The sequence below is a fragment of the Geodermatophilus sp. SYSU D00698 genome, from assembly GCF_054050335.1.
Map to the genome: position 1 here is coordinate 24,957 of NZ_JBJGZD010000025.1, position 23,991 is coordinate 48,947.

Annotated in this window: 19 protein-coding genes; 7 read left to right on the forward strand and 12 right to left on the reverse strand. The window is 76.5% G+C overall.

Features of this window, described 5'->3' with window-relative positions; translation table 11 throughout:
• Nucleotides 1-61: 61 nt before the first annotated feature.
• The 7 genes from ACI8AB_RS19255 to ACI8AB_RS19285 all read right to left on the reverse strand — a co-directional run bounded on the left by ACI8AB_RS19255 (nucleotide 62) and on the right by ACI8AB_RS19285 (nucleotide 9,557).
• Nucleotides 62-1,204 carry an N-acetylmuramoyl-L-alanine amidase gene (locus tag ACI8AB_RS19255; RefSeq protein WP_456951436.1) on the reverse strand — a complete coding sequence of 381 codons (1,143 nt, stop codon included), beginning with the start codon at nucleotides 1,202-1,204 and terminating at the stop codon, nucleotides 62-64.
• Between the two features lie 124 nt (nucleotides 1,205-1,328).
• A complete protein-coding gene (gene trxA, locus ACI8AB_RS19260; protein ID WP_387988625.1) occupies nucleotides 1,329-1,655 on the reverse strand; it encodes a thioredoxin in 327 nt (108 codons plus the stop codon).
• A gap of 122 nt (nucleotides 1,656-1,777) precedes the next feature.
• Nucleotides 1,778-2,797 carry a thioredoxin-disulfide reductase gene (gene trxB / locus ACI8AB_RS19265; RefSeq protein ID WP_456951437.1) on the reverse strand — a complete coding sequence of 340 codons (1,020 nt, stop codon included), beginning with the start codon at nucleotides 2,795-2,797 and terminating at the stop codon, nucleotides 1,778-1,780.
• A 51-nt stretch (nucleotides 2,798-2,848) separates the two neighbouring features.
• Entirely contained in the window at nucleotides 2,849-4,462 is a 1,614-nt protein-coding gene (locus ACI8AB_RS19270; protein WP_456951438.1) for a hypothetical protein, read from the reverse strand.
• Between the two features lie 79 nt (nucleotides 4,463-4,541).
• Nucleotides 4,542-6,428, reverse strand: coding sequence for a murein biosynthesis integral membrane protein MurJ (gene murJ, locus ACI8AB_RS19275; protein WP_456951439.1), 1,887 nt, complete (start codon nucleotides 6,426-6,428; stop codon nucleotides 4,542-4,544).
• Between the two features lie 335 nt (nucleotides 6,429-6,763).
• Complete coding sequence (locus ACI8AB_RS19280) at nucleotides 6,764-9,013, reverse strand: DUF6049 family protein (protein ID WP_456951440.1); 2,250 nt, start codon at nucleotides 9,011-9,013, stop codon at nucleotides 6,764-6,766.
• A gap of 67 nt (nucleotides 9,014-9,080) precedes the next feature.
• The gene (locus tag ACI8AB_RS19285) at nucleotides 9,081-9,557 is read right to left on the reverse strand and encodes an NUDIX hydrolase (RefSeq protein WP_387988621.1); all 477 of its coding nucleotides are present in this window, start codon (nucleotides 9,555-9,557) and stop codon (nucleotides 9,081-9,083) included.
• 42 nt (nucleotides 9,558-9,599) lie between these two features.
• Between ACI8AB_RS19285 and ACI8AB_RS19290 the strand changes: the two genes are divergently transcribed.
• On the forward strand, nucleotides 9,600-11,084 hold the full coding sequence (locus ACI8AB_RS19290) for a CCA tRNA nucleotidyltransferase (protein ID WP_456951441.1): 1,485 nt from the start codon (nucleotides 9,600-9,602) through the stop codon (nucleotides 11,082-11,084).
• Between the two features lie 282 nt (nucleotides 11,085-11,366).
• Nucleotides 11,367-12,260, forward strand: a complete 894-nt coding sequence (locus ACI8AB_RS19295) for a matrixin family metalloprotease (RefSeq protein WP_456951442.1) — start codon at nucleotides 11,367-11,369, stop codon at nucleotides 12,258-12,260.
• On the opposite strand, the gene ACI8AB_RS19300 is transcribed toward ACI8AB_RS19295, so the two are convergent.
• Nucleotides 12,257-13,543 carry an MFS transporter gene (locus ACI8AB_RS19300; RefSeq protein WP_456951443.1) on the reverse strand — a complete coding sequence of 429 codons (1,287 nt, stop codon included), beginning with the start codon at nucleotides 13,541-13,543 and terminating at the stop codon, nucleotides 12,257-12,259. The two genes, ACI8AB_RS19295 and ACI8AB_RS19300, sit on opposite strands and share 4 nt — an antisense overlap.
• A gap of 72 nt (nucleotides 13,544-13,615) precedes the next feature.
• On the opposite strand from ACI8AB_RS19300, the gene ACI8AB_RS19305 reads away from it, so the two are divergent.
• Nucleotides 13,616-14,266 (forward strand): YqgE/AlgH family protein, encoded by a 651-nt coding sequence (locus tag ACI8AB_RS19305; RefSeq protein WP_387988617.1) that lies wholly within the window; start codon nucleotides 13,616-13,618, stop codon nucleotides 14,264-14,266.
• A gap of 182 nt (nucleotides 14,267-14,448) precedes the next feature.
• On the opposite strand, the gene ACI8AB_RS19310 is transcribed toward ACI8AB_RS19305, so the two are convergent.
• From ACI8AB_RS19310 to ACI8AB_RS19320, 3 genes are all read right to left on the reverse strand, one after another.
• Nucleotides 14,449-15,207, reverse strand: coding sequence for a hypothetical protein (locus ACI8AB_RS19310; RefSeq protein WP_456951444.1), 759 nt, complete (start codon nucleotides 15,205-15,207; stop codon nucleotides 14,449-14,451).
• Between the two features lie 105 nt (nucleotides 15,208-15,312).
• The gene (locus ACI8AB_RS19315) at nucleotides 15,313-16,392 is read right to left on the reverse strand and encodes an inositol-3-phosphate synthase (RefSeq protein ID WP_456951445.1); all 1,080 of its coding nucleotides are present in this window, start codon (nucleotides 16,390-16,392) and stop codon (nucleotides 15,313-15,315) included.
• Nucleotides 16,393-16,528: 136 nt separating this feature from the next.
• Complete coding sequence (locus ACI8AB_RS19320; protein ID WP_387988614.1) at nucleotides 16,529-17,125, reverse strand: PadR family transcriptional regulator; 597 nt, start codon at nucleotides 17,123-17,125, stop codon at nucleotides 16,529-16,531.
• 156 nt (nucleotides 17,126-17,281) lie between these two features.
• Between ACI8AB_RS19320 and ACI8AB_RS19325 the strand changes: the two genes are divergently transcribed.
• The 3 genes from ACI8AB_RS19325 to ACI8AB_RS19335 all read left to right on the forward strand — a co-directional run bounded on the left by ACI8AB_RS19325 (nucleotide 17,282) and on the right by ACI8AB_RS19335 (nucleotide 21,846).
• Complete coding sequence (locus ACI8AB_RS19325) at nucleotides 17,282-17,692, forward strand: DUF5318 family protein (RefSeq protein ID WP_387988613.1); 411 nt, start codon at nucleotides 17,282-17,284, stop codon at nucleotides 17,690-17,692.
• A 157-nt stretch (nucleotides 17,693-17,849) separates the two neighbouring features.
• Nucleotides 17,850-20,288 carry a transglycosylase domain-containing protein gene (locus ACI8AB_RS19330; RefSeq protein WP_456951446.1) on the forward strand — a complete coding sequence of 813 codons (2,439 nt, stop codon included), beginning with the start codon at nucleotides 17,850-17,852 and terminating at the stop codon, nucleotides 20,286-20,288.
• Between the two features lie 154 nt (nucleotides 20,289-20,442).
• Entirely contained in the window at nucleotides 20,443-21,846 is a 1,404-nt protein-coding gene (locus tag ACI8AB_RS19335; protein ID WP_456903466.1) for a glycosyltransferase family 87 protein, read from the forward strand.
• Here ACI8AB_RS19335 and ACI8AB_RS19340 read toward each other — a convergent pair.
• The gene (locus ACI8AB_RS19340; RefSeq protein ID WP_456951447.1) at nucleotides 21,843-22,658 is read right to left on the reverse strand and encodes a deoxyribonuclease IV; all 816 of its coding nucleotides are present in this window, start codon (nucleotides 22,656-22,658) and stop codon (nucleotides 21,843-21,845) included. The two genes, ACI8AB_RS19335 and ACI8AB_RS19340, sit on opposite strands and share 4 nt — an antisense overlap.
• Nucleotides 22,659-22,799: 141 nt before the next feature.
• On the opposite strand from ACI8AB_RS19340, the gene ACI8AB_RS19345 reads away from it, so the two are divergent.
• On the forward strand, nucleotides 22,800-23,897 hold the full coding sequence (locus ACI8AB_RS19345) for a hypothetical protein (RefSeq protein ID WP_456951448.1): 1,098 nt from the start codon (nucleotides 22,800-22,802) through the stop codon (nucleotides 23,895-23,897).
• Nucleotides 23,898-23,991 lie beyond the last annotated feature (94 nt).

Here is a 23,991-nt window from a genome sequence, read left to right on the forward strand (position 1 = left end):
CCCGCCCGACACGGCGGGTGAGACGGACCCGTCACACCTGGGGCGCCAGGCGCCCCACCTGTCACACCCTCTGGGGGAGGACGAACGTGCCGGTGGGCGGGTCCGCCTCGGCGGGCAGGAACAGCCGCTGGACGGCGGCCAGCACGGCCGAGGCCACGGTGCCGCGGAGCCGGGCGTCGAGCAGCAGCAGCCGGTCGACCGGGTGCGACAGGTAGCCGACGTCGAGCCGCACGGCGGGCATCCGGGTCATCCGCAGCAGGTCCCAGGTCTTGGGGTGCCCGCCGAGGTCGAGCATGCCGGTGCGGGCCACCACCTCGCGGCGGGCCAGGTCGGCGAAGCGCTCCCCCACCGTCGACGACGTCCCCGAGCCGGTGCCGTAGTAGTAGCTGGCCACCCCGCGGGCGTGCGGCGAGTCGTGGGCGTCCACGTGCAGGGAGATGAACAGGTCGGCGCGGGCGTCGTTGGCGAACGCGGTCCGCTCGGCCGGCGCCGGGTTCTGCTCGCGGCCGCGGGTCAGGTAGACCGTGGCGCCGGCCGCGGCCAGCCGCCCCTCGATCCGGCTGGCGAGGTCCAGCACCAGGTCGGCCTCGGTGGTCTCGCCGGCGGCGAAGCCGGTGTCGGCGCCGCCGTGGCCCGGGTCGACGACGATGCGCCGGCCGATCAGGTGCGGCCCGCTCTCGACGAACTCGGCGCTCTGCCGCAGCAGCTGGGGGCGCCCGCCGGTCACCTTGCGTCCCAGCTGGCGCAGCGCCCGCAGCGTCGCGGGCCCGCAGGTGCCGTCGGCGGTGAGGCCGTAGTCGCGCTGGAAGGCCTGCAGGCCGGACTCGGTGTCGCGGCCGAAGATGCCGTCGGCGCGGCCGGCGTCGTAGCCGAGCTCGAGCAGCCGCTCCTGCAGGCTGGTGACGTCGTCGCCGCGCACGGGACGCTCGGGGTCGTGGTGCAGCAGCCGGTCGCCCAGCGACCAGCGCGCCTCCGACAGCGCCCGGTAGGTCTCCTCGCCGACCCGGCCGTCCACCGACAGCCCGCGGACCTGCTGGAAGTGGCGGACGGCGAGCGCGGTGGCCTCGTCGTAGACGCCGTCGGCGGACCCGGCGCCGTCGGTGGGCCGGAGCAGGCCCAGGCTGCGCAGCGCGGCCTGTACGTCTGCGACGGCGGCTCCGTGGCTGCCCGGACCCAGCGGCTGCATCTCGCTCTCGCTACCCATCGTGCCCACGATTGTCGCCTCCGCGACGCCTCCCGGCCCACCCGGGGCCCGTCCCGCCCCGGGAACGGCGAGGGCCCGCCTGGGACGTCCCCAGACGGGCCCTCGGGAGCCCGGAGCCTGCGGCTCAGATGTAGTCGGCGAGGTCGGAGAGGATCGCGCCCTTGGGCTTGGCGCCGATGATGCTCTTGACCGGCTTGCCGCCCTGGAACACGGTCATCGTCGGGATCGACATGACCTGGTAGTCGCGGGCGATCTGCGGGTTCTCGTCGATGTTGAGCTTGGCGATCGTCAGCTTCTCGCCGTGCTCCTTGGCGATCTCCTCGAGCACCGGGGCGACCATCTTGCACGGCCCGCACCACTCCGCCCAGAAGTCGACGAGGACGGGCTTGTCACTGCCCAGCACCTCGTTGGCGAAGGTCGCGTCGGTCACCGTCACGGTGTTGCCTGCCATGGTCGTTCTCCTCTGTCGCGGTCGAGGTCGGTCGGCCTCCGCGGGGAGTAACCCGCGGAGGGGGTGCGGTATGCCCGGGGGTGGTGACGTGCCGGAACGGCCCCCTCGCTGGGGGTCCTCCGTCAGCGCTCGTCGAAGGTCTCGGCCAGCCAGCGCTCGGCGTCGATGGCCGCCGCGGCGCCGGTGCCGGCCGAGGTGATCGCCTGGCGGTAGATGTGGTCCACGACGTCACCGCAGGCGAAGACACCGTCGATGTTGGTGCGCGTGGTGGGGTGCTCCACCTGCACGTAGCCCTCGTCGTCGAGCTTGAGCTGCCCGGCGAACATCTCGCTGCGCGGGTCGTGACCGATGGCCACGAACACGCCGCTGACGGGGAGCTCCTCGGTGCTGCCGGTGGCGACGTCGGTCAGCTGCACGCCGGAGACGGTCCGGTCACCGAGCACGTCGGTGACCTGCTTGCCCAGCGCCCAGCGGATCTTCTCGTTGTCCTGCGCGCGCTTCTGCATGATCTTCGAGGCGCGCAGCTCCTCGCGGCGGTGCACGACGGTCACCGACTTGGCGAAGCGGGTGAGGAAGGTGGCCTCCTCCATCGCCGAGTCGCCGCCGCCGACCACGACGATGTCCTGGTCGCGGAAGAAGAAGCCGTCACAGGTGGCACAGGCGGAGACGCCGTGGCCGAGCAGGCGCTGCTCGTTGTCGAGGCCGAGGTACCGGTACTTGGAGCCGGTGGCGACGATGACCGCGTGCGCGAGGGTCACCTCGTCGCCGACCTTGACCACCTTGGGGGTGGCGGTGAGGTCGACCTCGGTGACGTCGCGGGCGACCAGCTCGGCGCCGAAGCGCTCGGCCTGCTGGCGCATGTCCATCATCAGCTGCGGCCCCTGGATGCCCTCGGCGAAGCCGGGGAAGTTCTCCACCTCGGTGGTGGTCATCAGGGCGCCGCCGAACTGGGAGCCCTCGAAGACCAGCGGGTGCAGGTTGGCCCGGGCGGCGTAGACGGCCGCCGTGTAACCGGCGGGACCCGATCCGATGATGACCAGGTCGCGGATGCCGTCGTGCTCCGCGGGCGGGATCACGGGTGACTCGACCTCGGTGGTCGTCGCGGGGCCGGGGGTGGGCTGGGGGTCCGTCACGCGGGGCACAACGCCGCATCGTAGGGCGGGATTCCCGCGAACAGGCCGCTGACGTGCAGGTCACTCCCCCGCGGCGGGGGTGACGGCGACCTCGGCCAGGTCGCCGGCGAAGCCGTCCTCGGCGGGGACCAGGCCGGTCACCCACACCAGGACGTACTGCGCGGTCACCGGCTCGTCGAAGGCGAGGTCGGTGGTCCCGTCGACGCTGCCGGAGGTGGCGACGGCGAAGGAGTCGAGGTCGCCGTCGGGGGCCTCGCCGGTGCGGACCTCGACGGCGATGCCCGGGGTGGTCGTCGTCAGCGTGACGCCGCCGATCGCCTGGGCCGAGCCGAGGTCGTAGACGACGCCGACGCCGGGCTTGAGGTTGCCGAAGTCGGCCGAGCCCCGGTAGGTCAGCGTGGACCAGGTGGTGGCCGGGTCGCCGTCGTGGGTGGCCGGCACCTCGTCGGTGTTCTCCGGCTCGCCGTCGCCGAAGGGGTCGAAGACGGTGGCGTCACGGATCGGCAGGGGCGTGCCGGCCTCCGGCGCGGGGGCGGCGCTGTCCTCGGCGGGCGCACTGCTGGACGGGACCACGGGCGTGCCGGGCCGCTCGTCGACGTTCGTGGCGACCGAGAGCAGGTTGGTGCCCACCCACCAGGCGAGCAGCACGACGACGACCAGGGCGGCCAGCAGCAGGCCGGCGACCAGGAACCGGCGGCCGCCGGGCGAGTCCTCGGCGTCGTCCTCGTCCTCCTCGTCGACCGGCTCACCGAGGACGTCGACGTCGTGGGAGCCCTCGGCCGGCACCGGCGGGAGGGAGCGCGCGGGACCGAGCGGCACCGGCGGCAGGGTGTCGGGCTCGCGCCCCTGCGGCCGGTCGGCGTCCTGCGCCGGCGCGGCGGGCTGCCCGGCCTCGCGGTGCTCGCGCAGGCGCCGCAGCCAGCCGCTGTCGCTCTCGTCGCGGCCGCGGACCGGCACGGCCGAGGACCGCGGCCGCTCGGTGAGCAGCGCGGCCATCGCCGCGGCGCTGGCCAGCCGGGCGCCGGGCTCGGTGGAGCGGGCGCGGCGGACGAGGGCGGCCAGGTCCGGCTGGGCGATGAGCGGGGCGGCGGCGGGGACGCCGTCGGGCCCGGGGACGCCGGCCTGCCGGCCGGTGAGGCAGTACTCGAGCAGCGCGCCGAGGGCGGCGATGTCCTCCTGGACGGTGCCCGTGGCCGCGGGGACGGCGCGGAGGCCGACCAGCCCGTTGGGCCGCAGGACGACGGTCTCGGGGCTCAGGCCGCCGACGGCGAGGCCGACCCGGTGCGCCTCCGCGACGCCCTCGGCCAGCCGGCGCAGGACGGTGCGGGCCTCTCGCTCGCCCATCGGCCCGGACCGCAGCCGCTCGGCGAGGGTCTGCCCCTCGATCCACTCGTTGACGACGTAGGCCGCGCCGGTCTCGCCGCCGCCGCCCTCCGAGGCGTCGTAGACCATGGCCAGCGCGGGGGTGGCCAGGCCGCCGGCGGTGAGGGCGCGGGCGATCCAGGCGCGGGCCGGGGGGCCGCCGGGGACGTGCACGCGGATGGCGACGTCGCGGTTGAGGATGCGGTCCTTCGCGCGCCAGCAGTGGATGACACCGGTCGGGGTGCGTTCCTCGGGCCCGACCTCGTCCAGCGGTCGGTACCGGTCGGGGAGGCCGGTGATCGTCGCCGTCATGGACGTGTCCGACCCCCTGTCCGCTCCCCCCGGCTGCGCGCTGCCCCGGGGACGCCGTCCGTGCCCGCCGGTCCGCCGCTCACCCGCGGCCCAGCCGCGCGCGGACGGCGGCGAGGGGTCCCCGGAGCTCCGGGACGCGGACGAGCACGAACCCGGCGAGGGCCGTGACGCCGACGACCACGGTACCGATCGACAGGGTGCCGAGCGAGCCCGTCAGCGACGTGCCGAACGCGTCGTGGGTCACGCGGACGACGACCCAGCCGACGCCGGCCGCCACCGCCACCGCCACCACCATCCGCAGCACCGGGCCCAGCGCCCCGCCCCGTGCCACACCCGGCTCGGCGCCGAGCTGCCGCCGCAGCGCCAGGTGCCCGAGCACCCAGCCGGCGAGGTAGGTGAGGCTGGTGGCCAGCATCAGCCCGGCGACGACGTGCTCGGGCTCGACCAGCGCCGGCACGAGCAGCAGCAGCGGCACCCGGACGAGGACCATGCCGACCTGGATCAGCGTCGGCGTCCGGGCGTCCTTCATCGCGTAGAAGACGCGCAGCTGCAGGAGCGTGACGGCCATGGGCAGCAGCCCGAACGCGCCGACGGCCAGGGCCGCGCCGATGCCCTGCGCCTCGTCGACCGAGGTGTTGCCGCGGGCGAAGGCGACGACCCCCAGCGCCGGGCCGACGACGGTGAGCGTGGCGGCGACGGGCAGCAGCCCGAGCGCGGACAGCCGCGTGCCGAGGGAGAGGTCCTGGACGACGCCGGGGACGTCGTTCCGGGCGGCGGCGCGGCTCATCCGCGGCACCAGGGCGGTGAGCAGCGCGACGCCGATGATCCCGTAGGGCATCTGGAACAGCAGGCTGGCGTAGGCGAAGGCGCTCGAGCCCAGCCCGCCCTCGCGGGCGGCCGCGTTGGGGGGGGGGGGGGGGGGGGCGGCGGCGCCGCGCCCCCCCCCCCCCCCCCCCCCCCCCCCCCCCCCCCCCCCGCGGCCGCCCCCCCCCCCCCCCCCCCCCCCCACGACGACGCCGACCTGGCTGACCGCCACGTACAGGACCACCCACAGGCCCAGCCCGCCGACCTCGCGCAGCCCGGTCTGCCGCAGGCTCCACCGGGGCCGCAGCGGCACGCCGGCCCGGTGCAGCAGCGGCACCAGCACCAGCGCCTGGACGGCGATGCCGAGCAGCGTGCCGCCGCCGAGCAGCCACACCTGGCCGGGGGTGATCGTCCGCGGCTCGAGGTCGCCGGCCCCGCTCGCCATCACGAACAGCACGCCGGTGGCGATGACGACGACGTTGTTGAGGACCGGTGCCCACGCCGGCGGGCCGAACACCCCGCGCGAGTTGAGGATCGCCTGCGCCAGCGCGCCGATGCCGTAGAAGACGATCTCCACGAGCAGGATCCGGGCCAGCCAGTTGGCCAGCCGCACCTGGTCGGGGTCCTCCTGGATGCCGTACAGCGCGGTCAGCGCGGGAGCGACGACGACGGCGAGCGCGGTGACCACCAGGAGCCCGGCGATCGCCACCGTGGACAGCCGCTGGGCGTAGGCGACGCCGCCGTCGCGGTCGCGCTCCTGCGCGTGCACCAGCAGCGGCACGATGACCGAGGTCAGCACTCCGCCGAGCAGCAGTTCGTACACGATGTTGGGCAGCGTGTTGGCGGTGTTGTAGGCGTCGTTGACCAGCCCGACGCCCAGCGCGGCGGCCAGCACGACCGTGCGCAGCAGGCCGGTGATCCGGGAGACCAGCGTGGCCACCGCCATCGTCCCGGCGGCGCGCAGGAGGCCGCGGCTGCCGCCGGGGGCGCCCTCCCGCCGCCGTGCCTCCTCCTCGGTCTCACCCTCGGGCTGCGGGACCGGGGGCAGGTGCAGGATCGGGATGACCTGCGTCTCGTCGGCCGGGATGAAGCGGCGCCGCACCGGCGGGGGCACCGGCGGCAGCGGCCGGGGCGCGGGCCGGACGACCGCGGGCGGGGGCACGTCGGCCCCGGGGGCCGCCGGGCGCCGTCCGTCGGCCTGCACCCCGGGCCGGTCCCCGGTGCGGGGAGCGCCCGGCGGGCGGGGCCGGGCCGGCGGCACCGGGGGCATGGCGCGGCGGGCCGCCGGGGTGCCCGGCAGGCCCGAGCCCGGCGGCGGGGCGACCGGGTACGGCGGCGGGGGCAGCGGCCGGGACCGGTCGCGCGCCGGCGGGGGCGGCGGCGCCCCCGGGGACGCCGCCGCGGGGGGCGGGGAGGACACGGGAGGGGGCACCGGCGGCAGCGGGCGCGCCCCCGGCTCCCGGGCGGGTGCGTCCTCGTCGCTGCGGGGGTGGCCGGTCACACCGGGCTCCGGCTGGGCGGCCAGGCGGTCCCGGCGCCGTCGGGCAGCTCCTCCTCGGTCCGCCCGCGGCGGCGGAGGAAGAGGATCCCGCGGCGCAGGAACAGCAGCCCGAGCAGGACGGCGGCGCCGATGGTGATCGACAGCGAGATCGTCCCGTAGGCGGTGCTGCGCACCTGGATCGCGACGTCGTCGCCCAGCCGGCCGCCGTCGGGGGTGGTGAGGCTCGCGGTGACGGCGAAGCGGCCGGACTGGCGCACCTCGGTCGGGACCTCCAGCGTCGTGCGCTGCTCGGGGGCGAGCTCCGCGCCGACGTCGCCGATGGTCAGGCCGACGTTGTCGCGGGTGCGCGCCTCGACCAGCACCCGGACCGCGAAGGGCAGGTCGTTCTGCACGGTGAGCACCAGGGGCGCGTCGCTGGAGGCCAGGCTGTAGGTGCCGTCGGCGGGGGCGACCAGCGTCACCCGCTCGCGCAGGCCGGCCAGCGTGTCGCGCACGTCCCCGGCGGCGGCGGTGAAGCCGGCCGGGTCGTCCCGCCAGGCCGCCGAGGCGGCCCGGGCCAGCGCGGCGTCGTAGCCGGCGAGGACGGTGGCGGGCTCCTCGACGACGGCGCCGGCGAGGTCGTCGCGCAGCGCGGTCGCGGCGACCAGCCCGGCCACGCCGGCGGGGTCGAGCACCGCCGCGCCGGCCTGGTCCACCGGCGTGCCGGCGTCGGCGACCGGGCCCGTGGACAGGTCGGTCAGCGACGCCGGGCGCAGCCCGGGCAGCGCGGTGTCGGTGATCATCGCGGCGACCGCCTCGGGGTCGGGGTCGACGTCGCGTGGCGGGGCGACCAGGACGCTCTGGCCGGCCGGGGTGGCGGCCGCCTGCTGGGAGACCAGCACCAGCTCGGCGACGTAGCGCTGCTCGGCCACCCGCGGCCCGCCCTCGGCCGTGTCGGCCGTGCCGACGACGGAGGACAGCCCGGCGTCGGCCACCAGCGCCTCGACCGGGCCGTCGGTGCCGGGCACGGTGGTCCGCGCGGCCGCGCCGCCGCCGGCGACGCCGAGCGCCGCGTCGCCGTCGCTCAGCGCGCTGGAGGTCACCACGACCTGCTCGACGCCGCCCTCCCGGAGGGTCGTGAGCGTGTCCGGCCGCAGCGCCCCGCCGGCCGCCCAGGTCAGGTCGGTGCGCGGCGTGACCCCGAGGACGTCGGCCAGCAGCGCGGCCCCGGCCGGCCCGGGCGAGGCCGCGGAGACCACGCCCCCGCCCTCCGGGGTGTCGCCCTCGGCCCCGGGTGCGGCGCCGGGCAGCGCGCGGGTGAGCGCGGGCTCGAGGCCCGCCGCCTGCAGCGCGTCGGCGTCGACGTCGCCGTAGGGCAGGGCCACCACCGGGTGGTCGGCGGCCACGGCGCGCAGCCGCTCCAGCCACGCGGCGGCGGCCTCGGTGCCGGTGCCGGCGCCCTCCTCGCCGCCGACGTCGTAGGGGCCCTCGGCCATGACCGAGAGCTCCTCGACCAGGGCGGGGTCCACCGCGAGGGTCACCGGGGCCAGGGGCGTGGCCGCGGGCGCGCCGGGGGCGACGACGGCGGGCAGCCGCTCGACGACGGCCAGCGCGCGGTCGAGCCGGCCGCCGTCGGCGACCGCCTCGGCCAGGCCGTCGTCGACGAACCCGCCGGAGGCGTCGCGGTGGGTGCGCTCGGCCAGCGGCCACAGCCAGGCGACGGCGGTGGCGGCGGCCGGCGGCGCGCTCTGCTGCACCACGTGGGTGCGGACCTCGCCCACCCGGCTCGGCTCGCCGCCGTCGGTGGTGCCGTTGACGTTGACCAGCACGGGGTAGACGCCGTCGCGGTCCAGGGCCAGGTCGGCGGTGGTCACGGTGACGGTGAACGGCGCGGAGTCGCCGGAGGCGAGCTGGCCGGGCAGCGGCTGGAACGGCGTGCTGAACGCGGTGGCCGGGTCGGGGTCGGCGTCGGAGGCGAGCAGCTCGGCGCGGGTGGTGACGGCCTGGCCGCGCTGCAGCCGGACGCCGAGGTCGGTGACCGTCTCGGTGCCGTCGTTGGTCAGCGTGCCGGCCAGGGTGACCGTGCCGCCGGGGGCGACCGTGCGCGGGTCGAGCCGGGTGAGGTCGACGGTGACCGGCCGCTCGGGGTCGGCCGCGGGCGCGGCCGGCGGTGCCGGTGCCGCGGCGGCCGGGGCCACGCCCGGGGCGAGTGCCGGGGCGGCGGCGAGCGGAAGGGCCAGCAGGGCCACCGTCAGGACGCGGGTCATCGTCCTCCCGCGCCGGCCGGCCCCGGACCGGGGGGTGCTGTGCCGAGGATGGACGTCGCGGTCCGGGTCACGCACTGTCGGCGAGCAGCGCGGGCGCCCGCTCGACCAGCGCCCGCTCGTCGGCGTAGGCCAGCCGGTCGGACAGCTCGTCGAGGGGGACCCAGGCGACCTCGGTCACCTCGACGTCGGCGTCGGACAGGGCGCCCCCGATGGCGCGCAGCAGGAAGTGGTGCACGGTCTTGTGCACGCGGCGGCCCTCGGCGACGAACCAGAAGTCGATGATCCCGAGCGGGGCGAGCACCTCGCCGATGATCCCGGTCTCCTCGGCGACCTCCCGGACGGCGGTGTCCTCGGGGGTCTCGCCCTCCTCGATGTGGCCCTTGGGCAGCGACCACAGCAGCCGGCCGCGGCGGTCGGTGCGACCGATCAGCGCGGCCCGCGGGCCGGAGATCCCGTCGTCGGCGACCACGAGGCCCCCGGCGGAGGTCTCGTCGACCCGCCGCAGCCGCCGGCCGGGACGCCCTCGTCCGCCGGTGCCTGCCATGCCAGGAGGGTAGCGCGAGCCGCCGCACTACCCTGGCTCGTCGTGTCCGGGGAGCGGAAGAGTCGTCCGGCCGCCGTGGACGTCCCGCCGGCGGTGCAGCAGACCGTGCGCGAGCTGGTCGAGGTCTCGCCCGTGCTGGTGGAGCTGGGGGAACGCTTCGCCGCGGCCGGGTTCGAGGCCCACCTCGTGGGCGGGTCGGTGCGCGACGCCCTGCTGGCCGCCGGCAGCGGCGCGCCGACGCCGCCCGGCGACCTCGACGTCACCACCGACGCCCGGCCCGAGCAGGTGCTGCGGCTGCTGCGCGGCTGGGCGGGTTCCACGTGGAACCAGGGCATCGCCTTCGGCACCGTGGGCGCCGAGGTGCGCGGCACCCGGCTGGAGATCACCACCTTCCGCGCCGACCGCTACGACCGGGAGTCCCGCAACCCCGAGGTGGCGTGGGGCGACTCGCTGACCGACGACCTGGCCCGCCGCGACTTCACGGTCAACGCGATGGCGGTGTCCCTCGGCCCCGACCGCACGGTGACCGACCCGTTCGGCGGCCTCGGCGACCTGCTCGCCCGCCGGCTGCGCACCCCGGGCGCGGCGGCGGACTCCTTCGCCGACGACCCGCTGCGGATGCTGCGCGCGGTGCGCTTCGTCGCCCAGCTCGGGCTCACCCCGGACGACGACGTGGTCCGCGCGATGACCGACATGTCGGGGGAGCTGGCGCGGATCACCCCGGAGCGGGTGCAGGCGGAGCTGTCCAAGACGCTGCTGCAGGACAGCCCCCGCGCGGCGCTGGAGCTCTTCGTCTCCACCGGCCTGGCCGACGGCGTGCTGCCCGAGCTGCCGGCGCTGCGGATGGAGATCGACGAGCACCACCAGCACAAGGACGTCTACTCCCACTCGCTGACCGTGCTCGACCAGGCGATCGCGCTGGAGAAGGCCGATCCGGACGCGGAGTCGCCGGACCTCGTGCTGCGGCTGGCGGCGCTGCTGCACGACGTCGGCAAGCCCGCCACCCGCCGGCACGAGCCGCGCGGCCGGGTCTCCTTCCACCACCACGAGGTCGTCGGCGCGAAGCTGGTGCGCAAGCGGCTGACCGCGCTGCGCTACCCCAAGGACGTCGTCGAGGCGGTCGCCCGGCTGACCTTCCTGCACCTGCGGTTCCACGGCTACGGCCGCGGGGAGTGGACCGACTCCGCGGTGCGCCGCTACGTCACCGACGCCGGCGACCTGCTGTCCCGGCTGCACAAGCTGGTCCGCTCGGACTGCACCACCCGCAACCGGCGCCGGGCCGCCGCCCTCTCGGCCACCTACGACTCCCTCGAGCGGCGGATCGCCGAGCTGTCGGCGGCCGAGGACCTCGCGCGGGTGCGGCCCGACCTGGACGGCAACGCGATCATGGAGATCCTGGGCATCCCGCCGGGCCGCGAGGTCGGCGAGGCGTGGACGTACCTCAAGGACCTCCGCCTGGAGCGCGGCCCGCTCGGGCCCGACGAGGCCGAGGCCGAGCTGCGCGCCTGGTGGGCCGCCCGCTCCTGACTCCCCCGCTCGGGTGTGCCCTCCGCCCGCGCCCCTCCCCGCGCCCCGCGTCCGCCGGTAGGACGGACGGCCGGACCGCGAACGGGGGAACGGGTGCACGGGGGAACGCAGGACGGGCGTGCCGTGCGTGCGCCGTGGCCCTCGGAGTGGCCCTCGGAGCGGCCCTCGGAGCGGCCCCCGGGGTGGCCCTCCGAGCCGCCGCCCGGCCGGTGGCAGCCGCCCCTGCCCCCGCCGCTCCCGCCCGGCCTCCCCGCCTCGCCCACCGGACGCGTGCCGCGGTGGGTGCTCGACCAGACGGCCGGCCGCCCCGCCGACCCGCTGCCGTGGCGCGCCCGGGAGAGCGGGCCGCCGCCCCCGCGCCGCCGCTCCCCCGCCGTCCGCGGGGTGCTGGCCGTCGTCCTGGTGCTCGCGCTCGGCCTGGGCACCGCGGTCCTGGCCGGCCCGCGCCCGTGGCCCTGGGAGTCCTCCTCCGGCTCCGCCGTGGCCGGGAGCCCCGCGGTCCCGGTGGACCGGCCCACGCCCGGGCACGAGGCGGCGGGCTCCCCGCTCGGCACGCCGCCGCCGGCCCCGGCCGGCGGCACCTTCGACTTCGTCGAGCACCAGGCCGACGGCGTCACGCCGGTCGCCTACGACCCGTGCCGCCCGGTCCACTGGGTCATGCGGCCCGACGGCGCGCCGCCGGGCGCCGCCGGGCTGGTCGAGGAGGCGCTGGCCCGGCTGTCGGCCGCCACCGGCCTGCGGTTCGTCGCCGACGGCACCACCGACGAGGGCTACACCGACGACCGGGCGGTGTACCAGCCCGACCGCTACGGCGACCGCTGGGCGCCGGTCCTGGTCAGCTGGGCCACCCCGGAGGAGGTGCCCGGCCTCGGGGGAACCGTGGCCGGCCTGGGCGGCAGCCAGGCGGCCGCCGCGGCCGGCGGGCCCTGGGTGTTCGTCACCGGGGCGGTGACCATCGACGCCGGCTGGGCCGGCGGCGCCGCGGGGTCCCCCGAGGGCCGGGCCGCGGTGCGCGCCGTCCTCATGCACGAGTTCGGGCACGTGCTGGGCCTGGACCACGTCGACGACCCGGCCGAGCTGATGGCGCCGCGCAACGACGGCCAGGTGGACCTCGGCCCCGGCGACCTCGCCGGCCTGGCGCAGCTGGGCCGCGGCGCCTGCGAGCCGGACCTCTAGACCCGCGCCGGCTCCGCGCCGCGCCGCAGGAACGCCACGGCGGTCAGCCCGTACACGGCGCCGACGGCGACCAGCACCGGCACCGAGACCCCCGAGGCCGGCAGCACCAGCGCCCCGGCCACGAGCGCGGCGACGTAGGAGACGTTGACCAGGGTGTCGTAGACGGAGAACACCCGCCCGCGGACGTCGTCGGCGAGCACCTCCTGCAGCGTCGTGTCGACGCACACCTTCACGCCCTGGGCGACGAAGCCGAGCACGAACCCGCCGGTCACGATCCCCGGCGGCGCGAGGGTCAGCCCTAGCAGCGGCTGCAGCACCGCGCCTGCCACGAGCAGCGACGCCGTCCACCGGCGGCGGCCCAGCCGGCGCACCGCGGCCGGGGTGACCAGCGCCGCGAGCAGCGTGCCCACCGCCCCGGCGCCCACCACCTGCCCCAGGCCGACCAGCCCGCCCGGGAACAGCGGCCCCGACCCCTCCGCCAGCGGGCCGCGGTACAGCAGCAGCGACACCAGCGTCAGCACGCCGTAGCAGACCCGGTGCCCCGAGACGGCCACCAGCGCCGCCGTCGCCGGCGGGTGCGCGGCCACGTCCCGGACGCCGTCGGCCATGCCGCGCAGCACCTGCCGGGCCGTGAGCCGGGCCGACCGGGTGGCGGTGTCGGGACCCAGGTGCGCCCGGCCGAAGCCCGCCACGGCCGCCGCGGCCGCGAGGTAGGGCAGCGCCGCGGACAGCGTCACGGCCGCGTAGCCGGCGTCCCCGGCCGGGGCCAGCTGCAGCAGGCCGACCGCGGCCGCCCCGCCGACGACGGTCGCCACCGCCCCCGAGGTCGTCGACAGCGCGTTGGCCGTCACCAGCGCACCGGCGTCGGCGGTGTGCGGCAGCCCGGCCGACAGCGCCGCCAGCACGAACCGGGTGACGGAGAAGACGGCGAGCCCCGCGACGGCGAGCGGCAGGCCGCCGGCCCCGGTGGCCACGAGCGCCGCGACGACGGCGACCAGGCCCGCGCGCAGCACGTCGGCGTGCACCAGCACCTGCCGGCGGCTCCACCGGTCCAGCCAGACGCCGGCGAAGGGGCCCAGCACCGAGTAGGGCAGCAGCAGGACCGCGAACCCGGCGGCGACGGCGAGCGGGTCGGTGGCCCGCTGCGGGTTGAACAGCACGCTCCCGGCGAGCGATGCCTGGAAGACGCCGTCGCCGAACTGCGCCAGGAGCCGGGTGGCCAGCAGCCGGCGGAAGTCCTCCCGGCCGAGCAGGAGCCGCACGGTCGCAGCGGCCCGCGTCACCGGCTCACCCTACGGTGCGCGCCCGCCCTCCCCCGGGGCCCGGACTGTTGCACACTGGACGGGATGTCTCCGGTGCCCTCACCCGAACCCGAGTCCGGCCCGCCCACCCGGCGGGTCACGGGCCGACGGCGTCCGCCGGTGCCGCGGCTGTCCACCGGCACCCTCGACGACGTCGTCCCCGGCTCGCTGCTCGTGGCCATGCCCGGGCTGACCGACCCGAACTTCGCCGGCACCGTGGTCTACGTGCTCGACCACAACGACAGCGGCACGCTCGGCGTCGTCCTCGGCCGGCCCAGCCAGGTCGAGATCCGCGACGTGCTGCCCGGCTGGTGCGACCTCGCCGTGGAGCCGGGCGTCTTCCACGTCGGCGGCCCGTGCGAGACCGACACCGCGCTGTGCCTGGCCAGCGCCCCCGGCGCGGCCGGTGAGGTCGAGGGGCTGCGGCGGGTGGCCGGCGACGTCCACCTCGTCGACCTCGACGCCGACCCGGGAACCCTGGAGAGCGGCCTGTCCGGCCTGCGGGTGTTCGCCGGCTACGCGGGCTGGTCGCCCGGCCAGCTGGCCGCCGAGGTCGCCGAGGGCGCCTGGGCGTGCGTGCCCGGCACCCCGGGCGACGTGCTCAGCGAGCTGTCCGGACCGCAGCTGTGGCGCGCGGTCCTCGCCCGGCAGACCGGCCGTCTGGCGGTCCTGTCCACGGCACCGGCCGACCCCTCCGCGAACTGACACGCCGCGGGAGCGCGGTCCGGGGCGCGCGCCCCGGCGAGGTCTGGTAGGAATGACCCCGGAGGGGGCGGTCTGGGGAAGAGGCCGCCCCCTCTTCCGTGCCCGGCCCCGGTGGGGTGCCGGAACGGCCTCCCCGCAGGGTCCCGCCGCGAGCCCGCGGGTGGGGGCGGCGAGGCCCTCCGTCAGATCCCGACCGCCGCCGCGACCTCCGGGTGCGCCGCCGCGTCCACGGTCTGCCCGTCCTCCGGCAGGGCGATCGTCCGCGGCCCGTGGTCCGACAGCGTCACCGTGACCTCGGTGTCCTGCCCGGGCAGCGGGGTCACGTACTGCAGCAGCAGGCCGGTGCCGTCGTCCACGGTGACCGTCCAGCCGGCGTCGGCCGCGTACACCGTGGCCAGCCGGCGGTCGACCGAGCGCTGACCCTCCCAGGTGTGCTCGCCGCCGCGGAAGGCGGCGGCGTCGTCGGCCTCGGGGGCGCCCAGGTTGAGCACCACGGTCACGAGGACGTCGGTCAGCGGCACCGCGTCGGGCCCGGTCGCCAGCGGGCGGCTGACGAACGGGACGTCGGGCAGACCCGCGGCGGCGAGGGCGTCCGCCAGCCCGGGGACGTCACCGAACCAGATGCGGTCCCGGGTGAAGAACAGCGTGCGGGTGTCGTCGGGGCGCCCGTCGCCGTAGGTGGTCACCGCCTGCGCCCGGCCGGCGGAGCCGGTGAGGTCGACCTCGCCGGTGAGGCGCAGCAGGCCGCCGTCGCCGAAGGGCGCGGCGACCTCGACGTCGGCACCGCCCTCCTCCGCGTCCCGCGCCAGCAGGCCGGCGAGCACCTCGGCCTCCTCGGCGGTCACCGGGTCGCCGGGCTGCCGGTCGGCGGGGTCGTCCGAGCACCCGGCCAGCAGGACCGCCAGCAGGACCAGCGCGATCGCGAGCAGGCGGCGCGGCATGGCGGTCAGCGTAGGCAGCCCGGCGGCACCGGGCCCCCGACAGGCCGCAGGCCCGCCCCCCGGTCGGGGGACGGGCCTGCCGGCTTGCGGGACGCGGTCAGCGCGTCAGCGCTCCACCTCGCCGCGGATGAAGGCCTCGACGGCGTCGCGGGCCTCGCTGTCGCTGTACTGCACCGGCGGGGACTTCATGAAGTACGACGACGCCGACAGGATCGGGCCGCCGATCCCGCGGTCCTTGGCGATCTTCGCCGCGCGGACGGCGTCGATGATGATGCCGGCCGAGTTCGGGGAGTCCCAGACCTCGAGCTTGTACTCCAGGTTCAGCGGGACGTCACCGAACGCGCGGCCCTCCAGGCGGACGTAGGCCCACTTGCGGTCCGACAGCCACGGCACGTGGTCCGACGGGCCGATGTGCACGTTGTCGGTGCCCATGTCGCGGTCGACCTGGCTGGTGACGGCCTGGGTCTTGGAGATCTTCTTGGACTCCAGGCGCTCGCGCTCGAGCATGTTCTTGAAGTCCATGTTGCCGCCGACGTTCAGCTGCATCGTGCGGTCGAGCTGCACGCCGCGGTCCTCGAACAGCTTGGCGAGCACCCGGTGGGTGATGGTCGCGCCGACCTGGCTCTTGATGTCGTCGCCGACGATCGGGACGCCGGCGGCGGTGAACCTGTCCGCCCACTCCTTCGTCCCGGCGATGAACACCGGCAGGGCGTTGACGAACGCGACGCCGGCGTCGAGGGCGGCCTGCGCGTAGAACTCCGCGGCCTGCTGCGAGCCGACCGGCAGGTAGCAGACGAGGACGTCGGCGCCGGACTCCCGCAGCGCCGCGACCACGTCGACCGGCTGCTCGTCGGACTCCTCGATGGTGGCCCGGTAGTACTTGCCCAGGCCGTCGAGGGTGGTGCCGCGCTGCACGGTGACGCCCAGCGGCGGGACGTCGGTGATCTTGATGGTGTTGTTCTCGCTGGCGACGATGGCCTCGGAGAGGTCACGGCCGACCTTCTTGGCGTCCACGTCGAACGCCGCGACGAACTGCACGTCCGAGACGTGGTACTCGCCGAAGCGGACGTGCATGAGGCCCGGGACCGAGGTGGTCTCGTCGGCGTCGCGGTAGTAGTGCACCCCCTGAACCAGCGAGGCGGCGCAGTTGCCGACGCCCACGATGGCGACCTTGACAGCTCCCATGGGTTTCCTCTCTCCCTGGACCGGGTGGTCCGTGTCGCGGGACCGTTCCGGTCCTGGCGGTGGCTGCCGGTCGAGCTGGACAGCCGTGGTGCCTGTTGTGCGGTGTCGCTGGGGTGGGTCCCGCCCGGGGGCGGCCTCACCCCTCGCCGGGCGGCGGGCGCTCACCGCCGGGCCCCGGCTCGGGCCGGCGCCGCTCGCTGTCGATGAGCTCCGACAGCCAGCGCACCTCCCGGTCGACCGAGTCCAGGCCGTGGCGCTGCAGTTCCAGCGTGTAGCGGTCGAGCCGTTCACGGGTCCGCGCCAGTGAGGACCGCAGGCCGTCACGCTGCCGTTCGACCGTGCGGCGGCGCCCCTCGAGGATGCGCAGCCGCACGTCGGCGGCGGTGTGCCGGAAGAAGGCGAGGTGGACGCCGAAGAGCCTGCCGTCGTCGTACGCCTCGGGACCGGCCTGGCTGACCAGCTCCGCGAAGCGCTCCTTGCCCTCCGCGGTGATCGTGTAGACCACCTTCCCGCGCCGGCCGGTGAGCGGCGGTGCGTCGGCCGGGAGCGGCGCGCGCCGGTCGGACTCGTCGGTGGTGACGAACCCGGCCGCGTGCAACCGCTTCAGTGCGGGATACAGCGAGCCGTAGGAGATGCTGCGCAGGCCCCCCAGCACCTCCGCGAGCCGTTTCCGCAGCTCGTAGCCGTGCATCGGGGACTGCTGCAGCAGTCCGAGGATGGCGAACTCGAGCATCTCGCCCCCCGTCGGCCCCTGCCGTTCGATGTATCGAGACGATACATCGGGAGGTGATCCGGTCGGCAACCCGAGGCTCCTCCTCCACTCGCGGAGGGCGCGCACACAGGGTGACGACGGGCCCGGGCGCCGGCGGACCTGCGTACATTGACGGCCGTGCCCGGACGTCGCTCCGTCGTCGACTACTCGCTGCAGAGGCGGGCCGTCCTGGCGGACGTGCACGCCGGCCGCACCGGGCTGTTCGAGGTCTGCGACGCCAGCCCCTACCTCACCCGCGCCGCGAGGTACCACGGCGAGCAGACCGACGACCCGTGCCCGGTCTGCCGCCGCGAGCGCCTGACGTTGGTCAACTACGTCTACGGTGAGGGGCTGGGCCACGTGTCCGGGCAGGCGAAGACCGAGGCGGAACTCGCCCGGATGGACGCCATGCAGGAGGAGTTCTCCGTGTACACCGTCGAGGTGTGCCGCGGGTGCGGGTGGAACCACCTGGACTGCTCCTACGTGCTCGGGAACGAGCCCGAGCCGGGGCGGCAGCCGCGCCGGCGCCGCCGCGCTGCCACGGACTAGGACCGCCGGGCGCACGGTTGCACACCGGCGGACCCGTCCGTCACACCCGTCCCGGGGAGGACGGTGCGCCTGCGCGTCCTCCCCGGTCACCACAGCCAACGACGCCACGCTGGGCCGGACCCGATCCGCCCACCGACACCCGAGGAGGGGCTGCCTGGTGCCTCCCCACGACGAGACCACGCCGGTCGGGCCGTCCGGCGGCCCGCCGCGGCGCCCGCCGACCGCCCGGGCGACCGGCGGCTCCGGATCCGCCGGCCGCGGCCGCCCGACGGCCACGCGGTCGGGGGGCTCCGGCGGCTCGCGTCCCGGCGGCTCCCGGCCCACCGGTGCACGTCCCGCGGGCGGCAAGCCCGGCGGCGGCAAGAAGGCGCGCACGAAGAAGCAGCGGCGCCGCCGCCGGCTGAAGGTCGCCCTCGGCACCCTGCTCGGCCTGCTGGTGTTGCTCGGTGTCTTCGTCGGCGTCGTCTACGCCACCACCGAGGTGCCCGACCCGAGCTCGGTGCAGCGGTCGCAGACGACGGTCGTGTACTACGCCGACGGCACCACCGAGATGGCCCGCCTCGGCGACACCAACCGGCGGGACGTCACGCTCGACCAGGTCTCCGAGCCCGCGCGCAACGCGGTGCTCGCCGCGGAGAACCGGAACTTCTACTCCGACCCGGGCATCTCCTTCACCGGCATCGTCCGGGCGGCGTGGAACAACCTCACCGGCGGCTCGACGCAGGGCGGCTCCACCATCACGCAGCAGTACGTGAAGAACGCCATCCTGCAGAACTCCGACCAGACGTTCAGCCGCAAGTTCCAGGAGCTGTTCCTGGCGATCAAGCTGGACAACAACCACTCGAAGGACGAGATCCTCGAGAACTACCTCAACACCATCTACTTCGGCCGCGGCGCCTACGGCATCGAGGCGGCGGCCAACACCTTCTTCGGCGTACCGGCCGCCCAGCTGACCCCGCAGCAGGGCGCCGTGCTCGCCGTCCAGATCCGCAGCCCCAGCTCCTACGACCCCGAGTCCAACCCGGAGGGCGCGCAGGACCGCTGGGGGCTGGTCCTCGACGCGATGGTCGAGGAGGGCTGGATGACGCAGGCCGACCGCGACGCGTCGGTCTACCCGCCGGTGCTGCCCAAGCCGCAGTCCTCGTCCCTGGGGACCCCGACCGGCCCCGAGGGCCTGGTCGTGTCGCAGGCGATCTCCGAGCTCGAGGCGCGCGGTTACACCGAGGAGCAGATCCAGGCCGGCGGCCTGCGGATCACCACGACCGTCGACAAGGCCACCCAGGACGCGGCGCTGGCCGCAGTGAACGAGGTCATGGACGGCGAGCCGCGGGAGACGCTGCGCCAGGCGCTGGTCGCCGTCGACCCGCGGACCGGTGGGGTGCGCGCCTACTACGGCGGTGACATCGGCGCCGGTGAGGGCGCGGTCGACTACGCGCAGGCCCGCCGCCAGCCCGGCTCGTCGATGAAGCCCTACGTGCTGGCCACCGCGCTCGACCAGGGGATCAGCGTCACCTCGCGCCGGGACGGCAGCTCGCCGCAGACCTTCCCCGACCGCGACGCCCCGGTGCGCAACTCCGGCGGCGCCTCCTGCCCGGCCTGCACCCTGGTCGAGGCGATGACCCGCTCGCTGAACACGACGTTCTACGGGCTGGCCTACGAGGTGGGCCCCGAGAACGTCCGCGAGACGGCGCTGGCCGCGACCGGCATGCCCGAGACCTGGCCGGCCACCGGCTCGCTGCTCGACGACAAGACGACGCTGGCCGCCCCCGAGTCCGGGGTCACCGGCTCCTCGATCGGCATCGGCGAGTACGAGATGCGCCCGATCGACCAGGCCGTCGGCTTCGCCACCTTCGCCAGCGGCGGCGTGCGGCGCGACGCGTTCTTCGTCAGCCGGGTCACCGACAGCGAGGGCACCGTCCTGCTCGAGAACGGCGCCCCGGCCGGTGAGCGGGTCATGAGCGAGGACGTCGCGAACGACACCACCTTCGCGCTCGAGGGCGTCGCCCAGTACTCGCGCCGGGCGCTCGACGACGGCCGCGAGGTGGCGTCCAAGACCGGCACGCAGGGCATCGACGCCGACGACAACTCCGACGCCTGGATGGTCGGCTACACCCCGTCGCTGTCGACGGCGGTGTGGATGGGCACCGACGGCTACCAGCCGATCCGCAACTCCGACGGCGCGATCATCTACGGCTCCGGCCTGCCGGGCGCCATCTGGCAGGAGTTCATGGACACCGTGCTCGCCGGCACCCCGGAGGAGGACCTGCCCGACCGGCCGGTCATCCGCGGGGACACGGGCGAGGGCGTCCCGGCGCCGGAGACCCAGGCGGCTCCGACGACGCAGTCCGCGCCGACGACGCAGTCCGCGCCGACGACGGAGCCGACGCCCACCACCCCGGCCACGCCGACGGAGACCGCGCCGCCGGACGACGGGACGACCGAGGAGGAGCCGAACGACCCGTCGGTGCCCACGGTGCCGACCCCGCCGCCGTCGCCCGTCACCCCTCCCCCGGCGGGCGGCCAGCCGACCGGGCCGCCGACGCAACCCGGTCAGCCGGCACCCACGACCGCGCAGCAGCCCCAGCTGACCGGCTGACCCCACCCGGCAGACTGACCGGGTGAGCTCCTCCCCCACGGGCCCGTCCGCCCCGGCCGACCAGCCGGCGGACGGGCCCGCGGCGTCTCCGGCGTCCGCGGCCCCGGCACCGGCGGCCCCGCCACCGGCGCCCGCGGGGCGGCCCGACCGGGTGGTGCCGACGTGGTCGGACCCGGTCGCCGCGCAGGCCAGCGAGGCGGTGGGCGGGCCGTGGGGGCGGCACGCGGTGACCGGCCGGGCGCTGTTCTGGACGCCGCTGCGGATCTGCCTGCTCTACGCCACCGTGGTCCTGGCCGCCGCGTGGCTCAAGCAGGCGCCCTGCGCCGACGGCAACTGGGCCGGGTCGGTGCAGTACACCCACTTCTGCTACTCCGACACCGTCCCGCTGTTCACGCTGCACGGCCTGGACGCCGCCGCGGTTCCCTACCTCGACTCGGCCGTCGAGTACCCGGTGCTCACCGGCGCCTTCACGGCCCTGGCCGCGCTGCTCGGGCGGGCCTACGGCGACCTCGCGACGGCGGCCGGCCTCCTGCCGCAGGTCCCGCCCGTGCAGGCCTACTACGTGGCGACCTGCCTGCTGCTGACCCTGTGCGCGTTCCTCCTCGTCCGGGAGGTGCTGGCGCTGGCCGGGCACCGGCCGTGGGACGCCGCGATGGTCGGGCTGTCCCCGCTGCTGCTCGTGCACGCCTTCACGAACTGGGACCTGTTCGCCGTCGCGCTGGCCACCGGCGGGCTGTGGGCGTGGGCGCGCAGCCGGCCGGTGCTCGCCGGCGTGCTGCTCGGCCTCGGCGTCGCCGCGAAGTTCTACCCGCTGCTGCTGCTCGGGGCGCTGTTCCTGCTGTGCCTCCGGGCCGGGCGCGTGCGCGAGTGGCTGCGCGCGGCCGTCGCCGCCGGTGCCGCGTGGCTCGCCGTCGACCTGCCGGTGGCGCTGCTCGCGCCGGAGAACTGGTCGCTGTTCTTCCGGCTCAACACCGCCCGCCCGGCCGACCCGGACAGCATCTGGAACATCCTGATCACCGCCTCCGACGGGCGGTTCCTCGACGGCCCGCTGCCCGAGGGGACGCCGCCGGTGCTGCTCAACACCGTCGTCGCGGTCTGCGTGCTGCTGGTCTGCGCCGGCCTGGGCTGGCTGGTGCTGCGCGCCCCGGTGCGGCCGCGCGTGGCCCAGGTCGCCTTCCTGCTGGTCGCGGCGTTCCTGCTGGTCACCAAGGTGTGGAGCCCGCAGTACTCGCTGTGGCTGCTGCCGCTGGCGGTGCTGGCCCGGCCGCGCTGGCGCTCGCTGCTGCTCTGGCAGGCCGCCGAGGCGGTGCTCTGGGTGGTGCGGATGCTCTGGTACCTCGGCACCGAGGACCGCGGCGTCGGCGTCGAGTGGTTCTTCCTCGCGGTGACCGTGCGGGACCTCGCCGTCGTCGTGCTCATGGGCCTGGTCGTCCGCGACGTGCTGCACCCCGACGGCGACGTCGTCCGCACCAGCTGGCCCGGCGTCGACGACCCGGCGGGCGGCCCGCTGGACGGCGCCCCCGACCGGCTCACCCTGCGCCGGCGGGTGCCCGCCTAGCCGCGCAGCGCCGCGCGGACGAGCGCGACCTCCTCGGCGTGCGCGGCGGCGTCCCCGGGCGTCTCCAGGACGACGGGGCAGTCGGCGGCGCGTGCGACCTCGAGCAGCAGCTCCAGCGGGATCTCCCCCCCGGTCAGCGGCGCGTGCCGGTCGCGGCCCGAGCCGTGCGGGTCGCGGCTGTTGTTGAGGTGCACGAGGTCGACCCGGCCGGTGATCGAACGGACGTCGGCGACGGCGGTGGCGAGGTCCCAGCCGGCGGCCCAGGCGTGGCAGGTGTCGAGCACGAAGCCCGCGCCGAACTCCCCGACGGCGTCCCACAGCCGGGCCACCGCGCCGAGCTCGCGGGCCATCGCGTTCTCGCCGCCGGCGGTGTTCTCGATGAGCAGCGGCAGCGGGAAGCCGCCGTCCTCGGCCTGCCGCGCGAACGTCTTGCGCCAGTTGTCGAACCCGGCGGCCGGGTCGTCCTTGGCGAGCACGTGGCCCCCGTGCACGACCATCCCGCGGGCGCCGATCGCCGCCGCCGCCCGCGCGTGCACCGCGAGGGTCTTCCGGCTCGGGATGCGGATCCGGTTGTTGGTCGAGGCCACGTTGAGCACGTACGGCGCGTGCACGAAGACGGCGACGTCGGAGGCCAGCAGGTCCTCGGCGTCCGGGCGCGGCGGCGGCGCCTTCCAGCCCTGCGGGTCGCCGAGGAAGACCTGCACGCCGTCGGCGTCCATCTCCGCGGCCCGGGCCAGCGGCCCGCCCGCGTCCAGCTCGTTGTCCTCGGTCAGGCCGGGGCCGACGTGTACGCCGATCGGGTGCTCCGCCACCCCGGCGACAGTAGTTCCGCCCCGGACGGGGACCCACCCGTATCGCGCAGGTCACGTCCTCGTTGGGACACGTGACGGCGGACACGCGCGGGTGGTGGCGTGCGCCGTGACACGGGGACGCGGGCGGAGGGGACGCAGGGGATGACGACGGGGACGGCGGCCACCGGCACGACGCGGCGGGCCGCGCGGTGGTTCCTGGCCGCGCTCGCGCTCGTGGTGGCCGCCGTCCTGGGCGGCGCGGTCCTGCTGCCGCCCGCCGCGGGCGCCGCCCCGTCGGCCACCGTCGACATCCGCGACCTCACCCCGCCGCTGGTCTCCGTCGACCCCGGCGGGACGGTCACCTTCACCAACCGGATCGAGCCGAAGACGGTGCAGGTCGGCGGCGGCGGGCTGCTGCCCTCGCTGGTCACCGTGCAGGTGTTCACCGACGTCACGCTGGGCCTGCCGTCGGGCCCGGAGCCGCTGCCGGAGGACGCCGGCGTCACCGAGCGCTTCGACACCACCTGCCTGACCTGCACGATCACCTACACGTACCGGGTCGTCGTCCCGAACACCTCGATCGTCGGGAGCGCGCTGAACACCGTGACCACCCGGGCGCTGGGCACGCTGCCGCAGACCCAGCCGGTCACCTACGACGGCCGGCAGACGACGGTGCAGATCGGCGTCCCGACGCCGTTCCTCGTCACCACGCTGCTGCCGCTGCCGGACCTGCCCTCGGTCGGCCTGCCGCGGCTGCCGACCGTCGACGTCCCGCTGCCCTCCCTCCCGTCGCTCCCGGCGCCGGCCCCTACCGGCCCCACCGCGCCGCAGGCCCCGGCCGCCGCCCCGGAGGCCCCCGTGACCGCCCGGGGGGTCGACGGCGACCTCTACTCCTACGACCTCGGCGGTGGCGCGGCGCGGATGGCGCCCTCCGGCGGCGGGTCCGCGGCCTTCGACCCGTCGCGGCTGGCCGGCTCCCCGTCGGGCACCGCGTCCGGCAGCGGCGGCACCGACGGCTCCGGCGGGGTCGCCGGCGGCTACGACGGTGCCGCGGCGCCGGTCTCCGGCGGGCTCGACGGCGGCGCGCTCGACGGCGGCGCGCTCGACGGCGGTGCGCTCGACGAGGAGAGCAGCACGGTGAGCGCCGACGGCGCCCCGTCCGGCCCGGCCCTGCCGCCCGCCGCGCCGGTCGCCGTCGTCGCGCTGGCCGGCAGCACGGCCGCGCTGGTCCGCACCTCCCGGGCGGTCCGCTCCCGCTGACCCCCGCGGGGGCCGGCGGCCGCGCTGGTACCCTCGGGGGGCGCGTCCCGTGTGCCGTCCGAGGCAGGCAGGGCGCGCGACGCGTGTACGACCC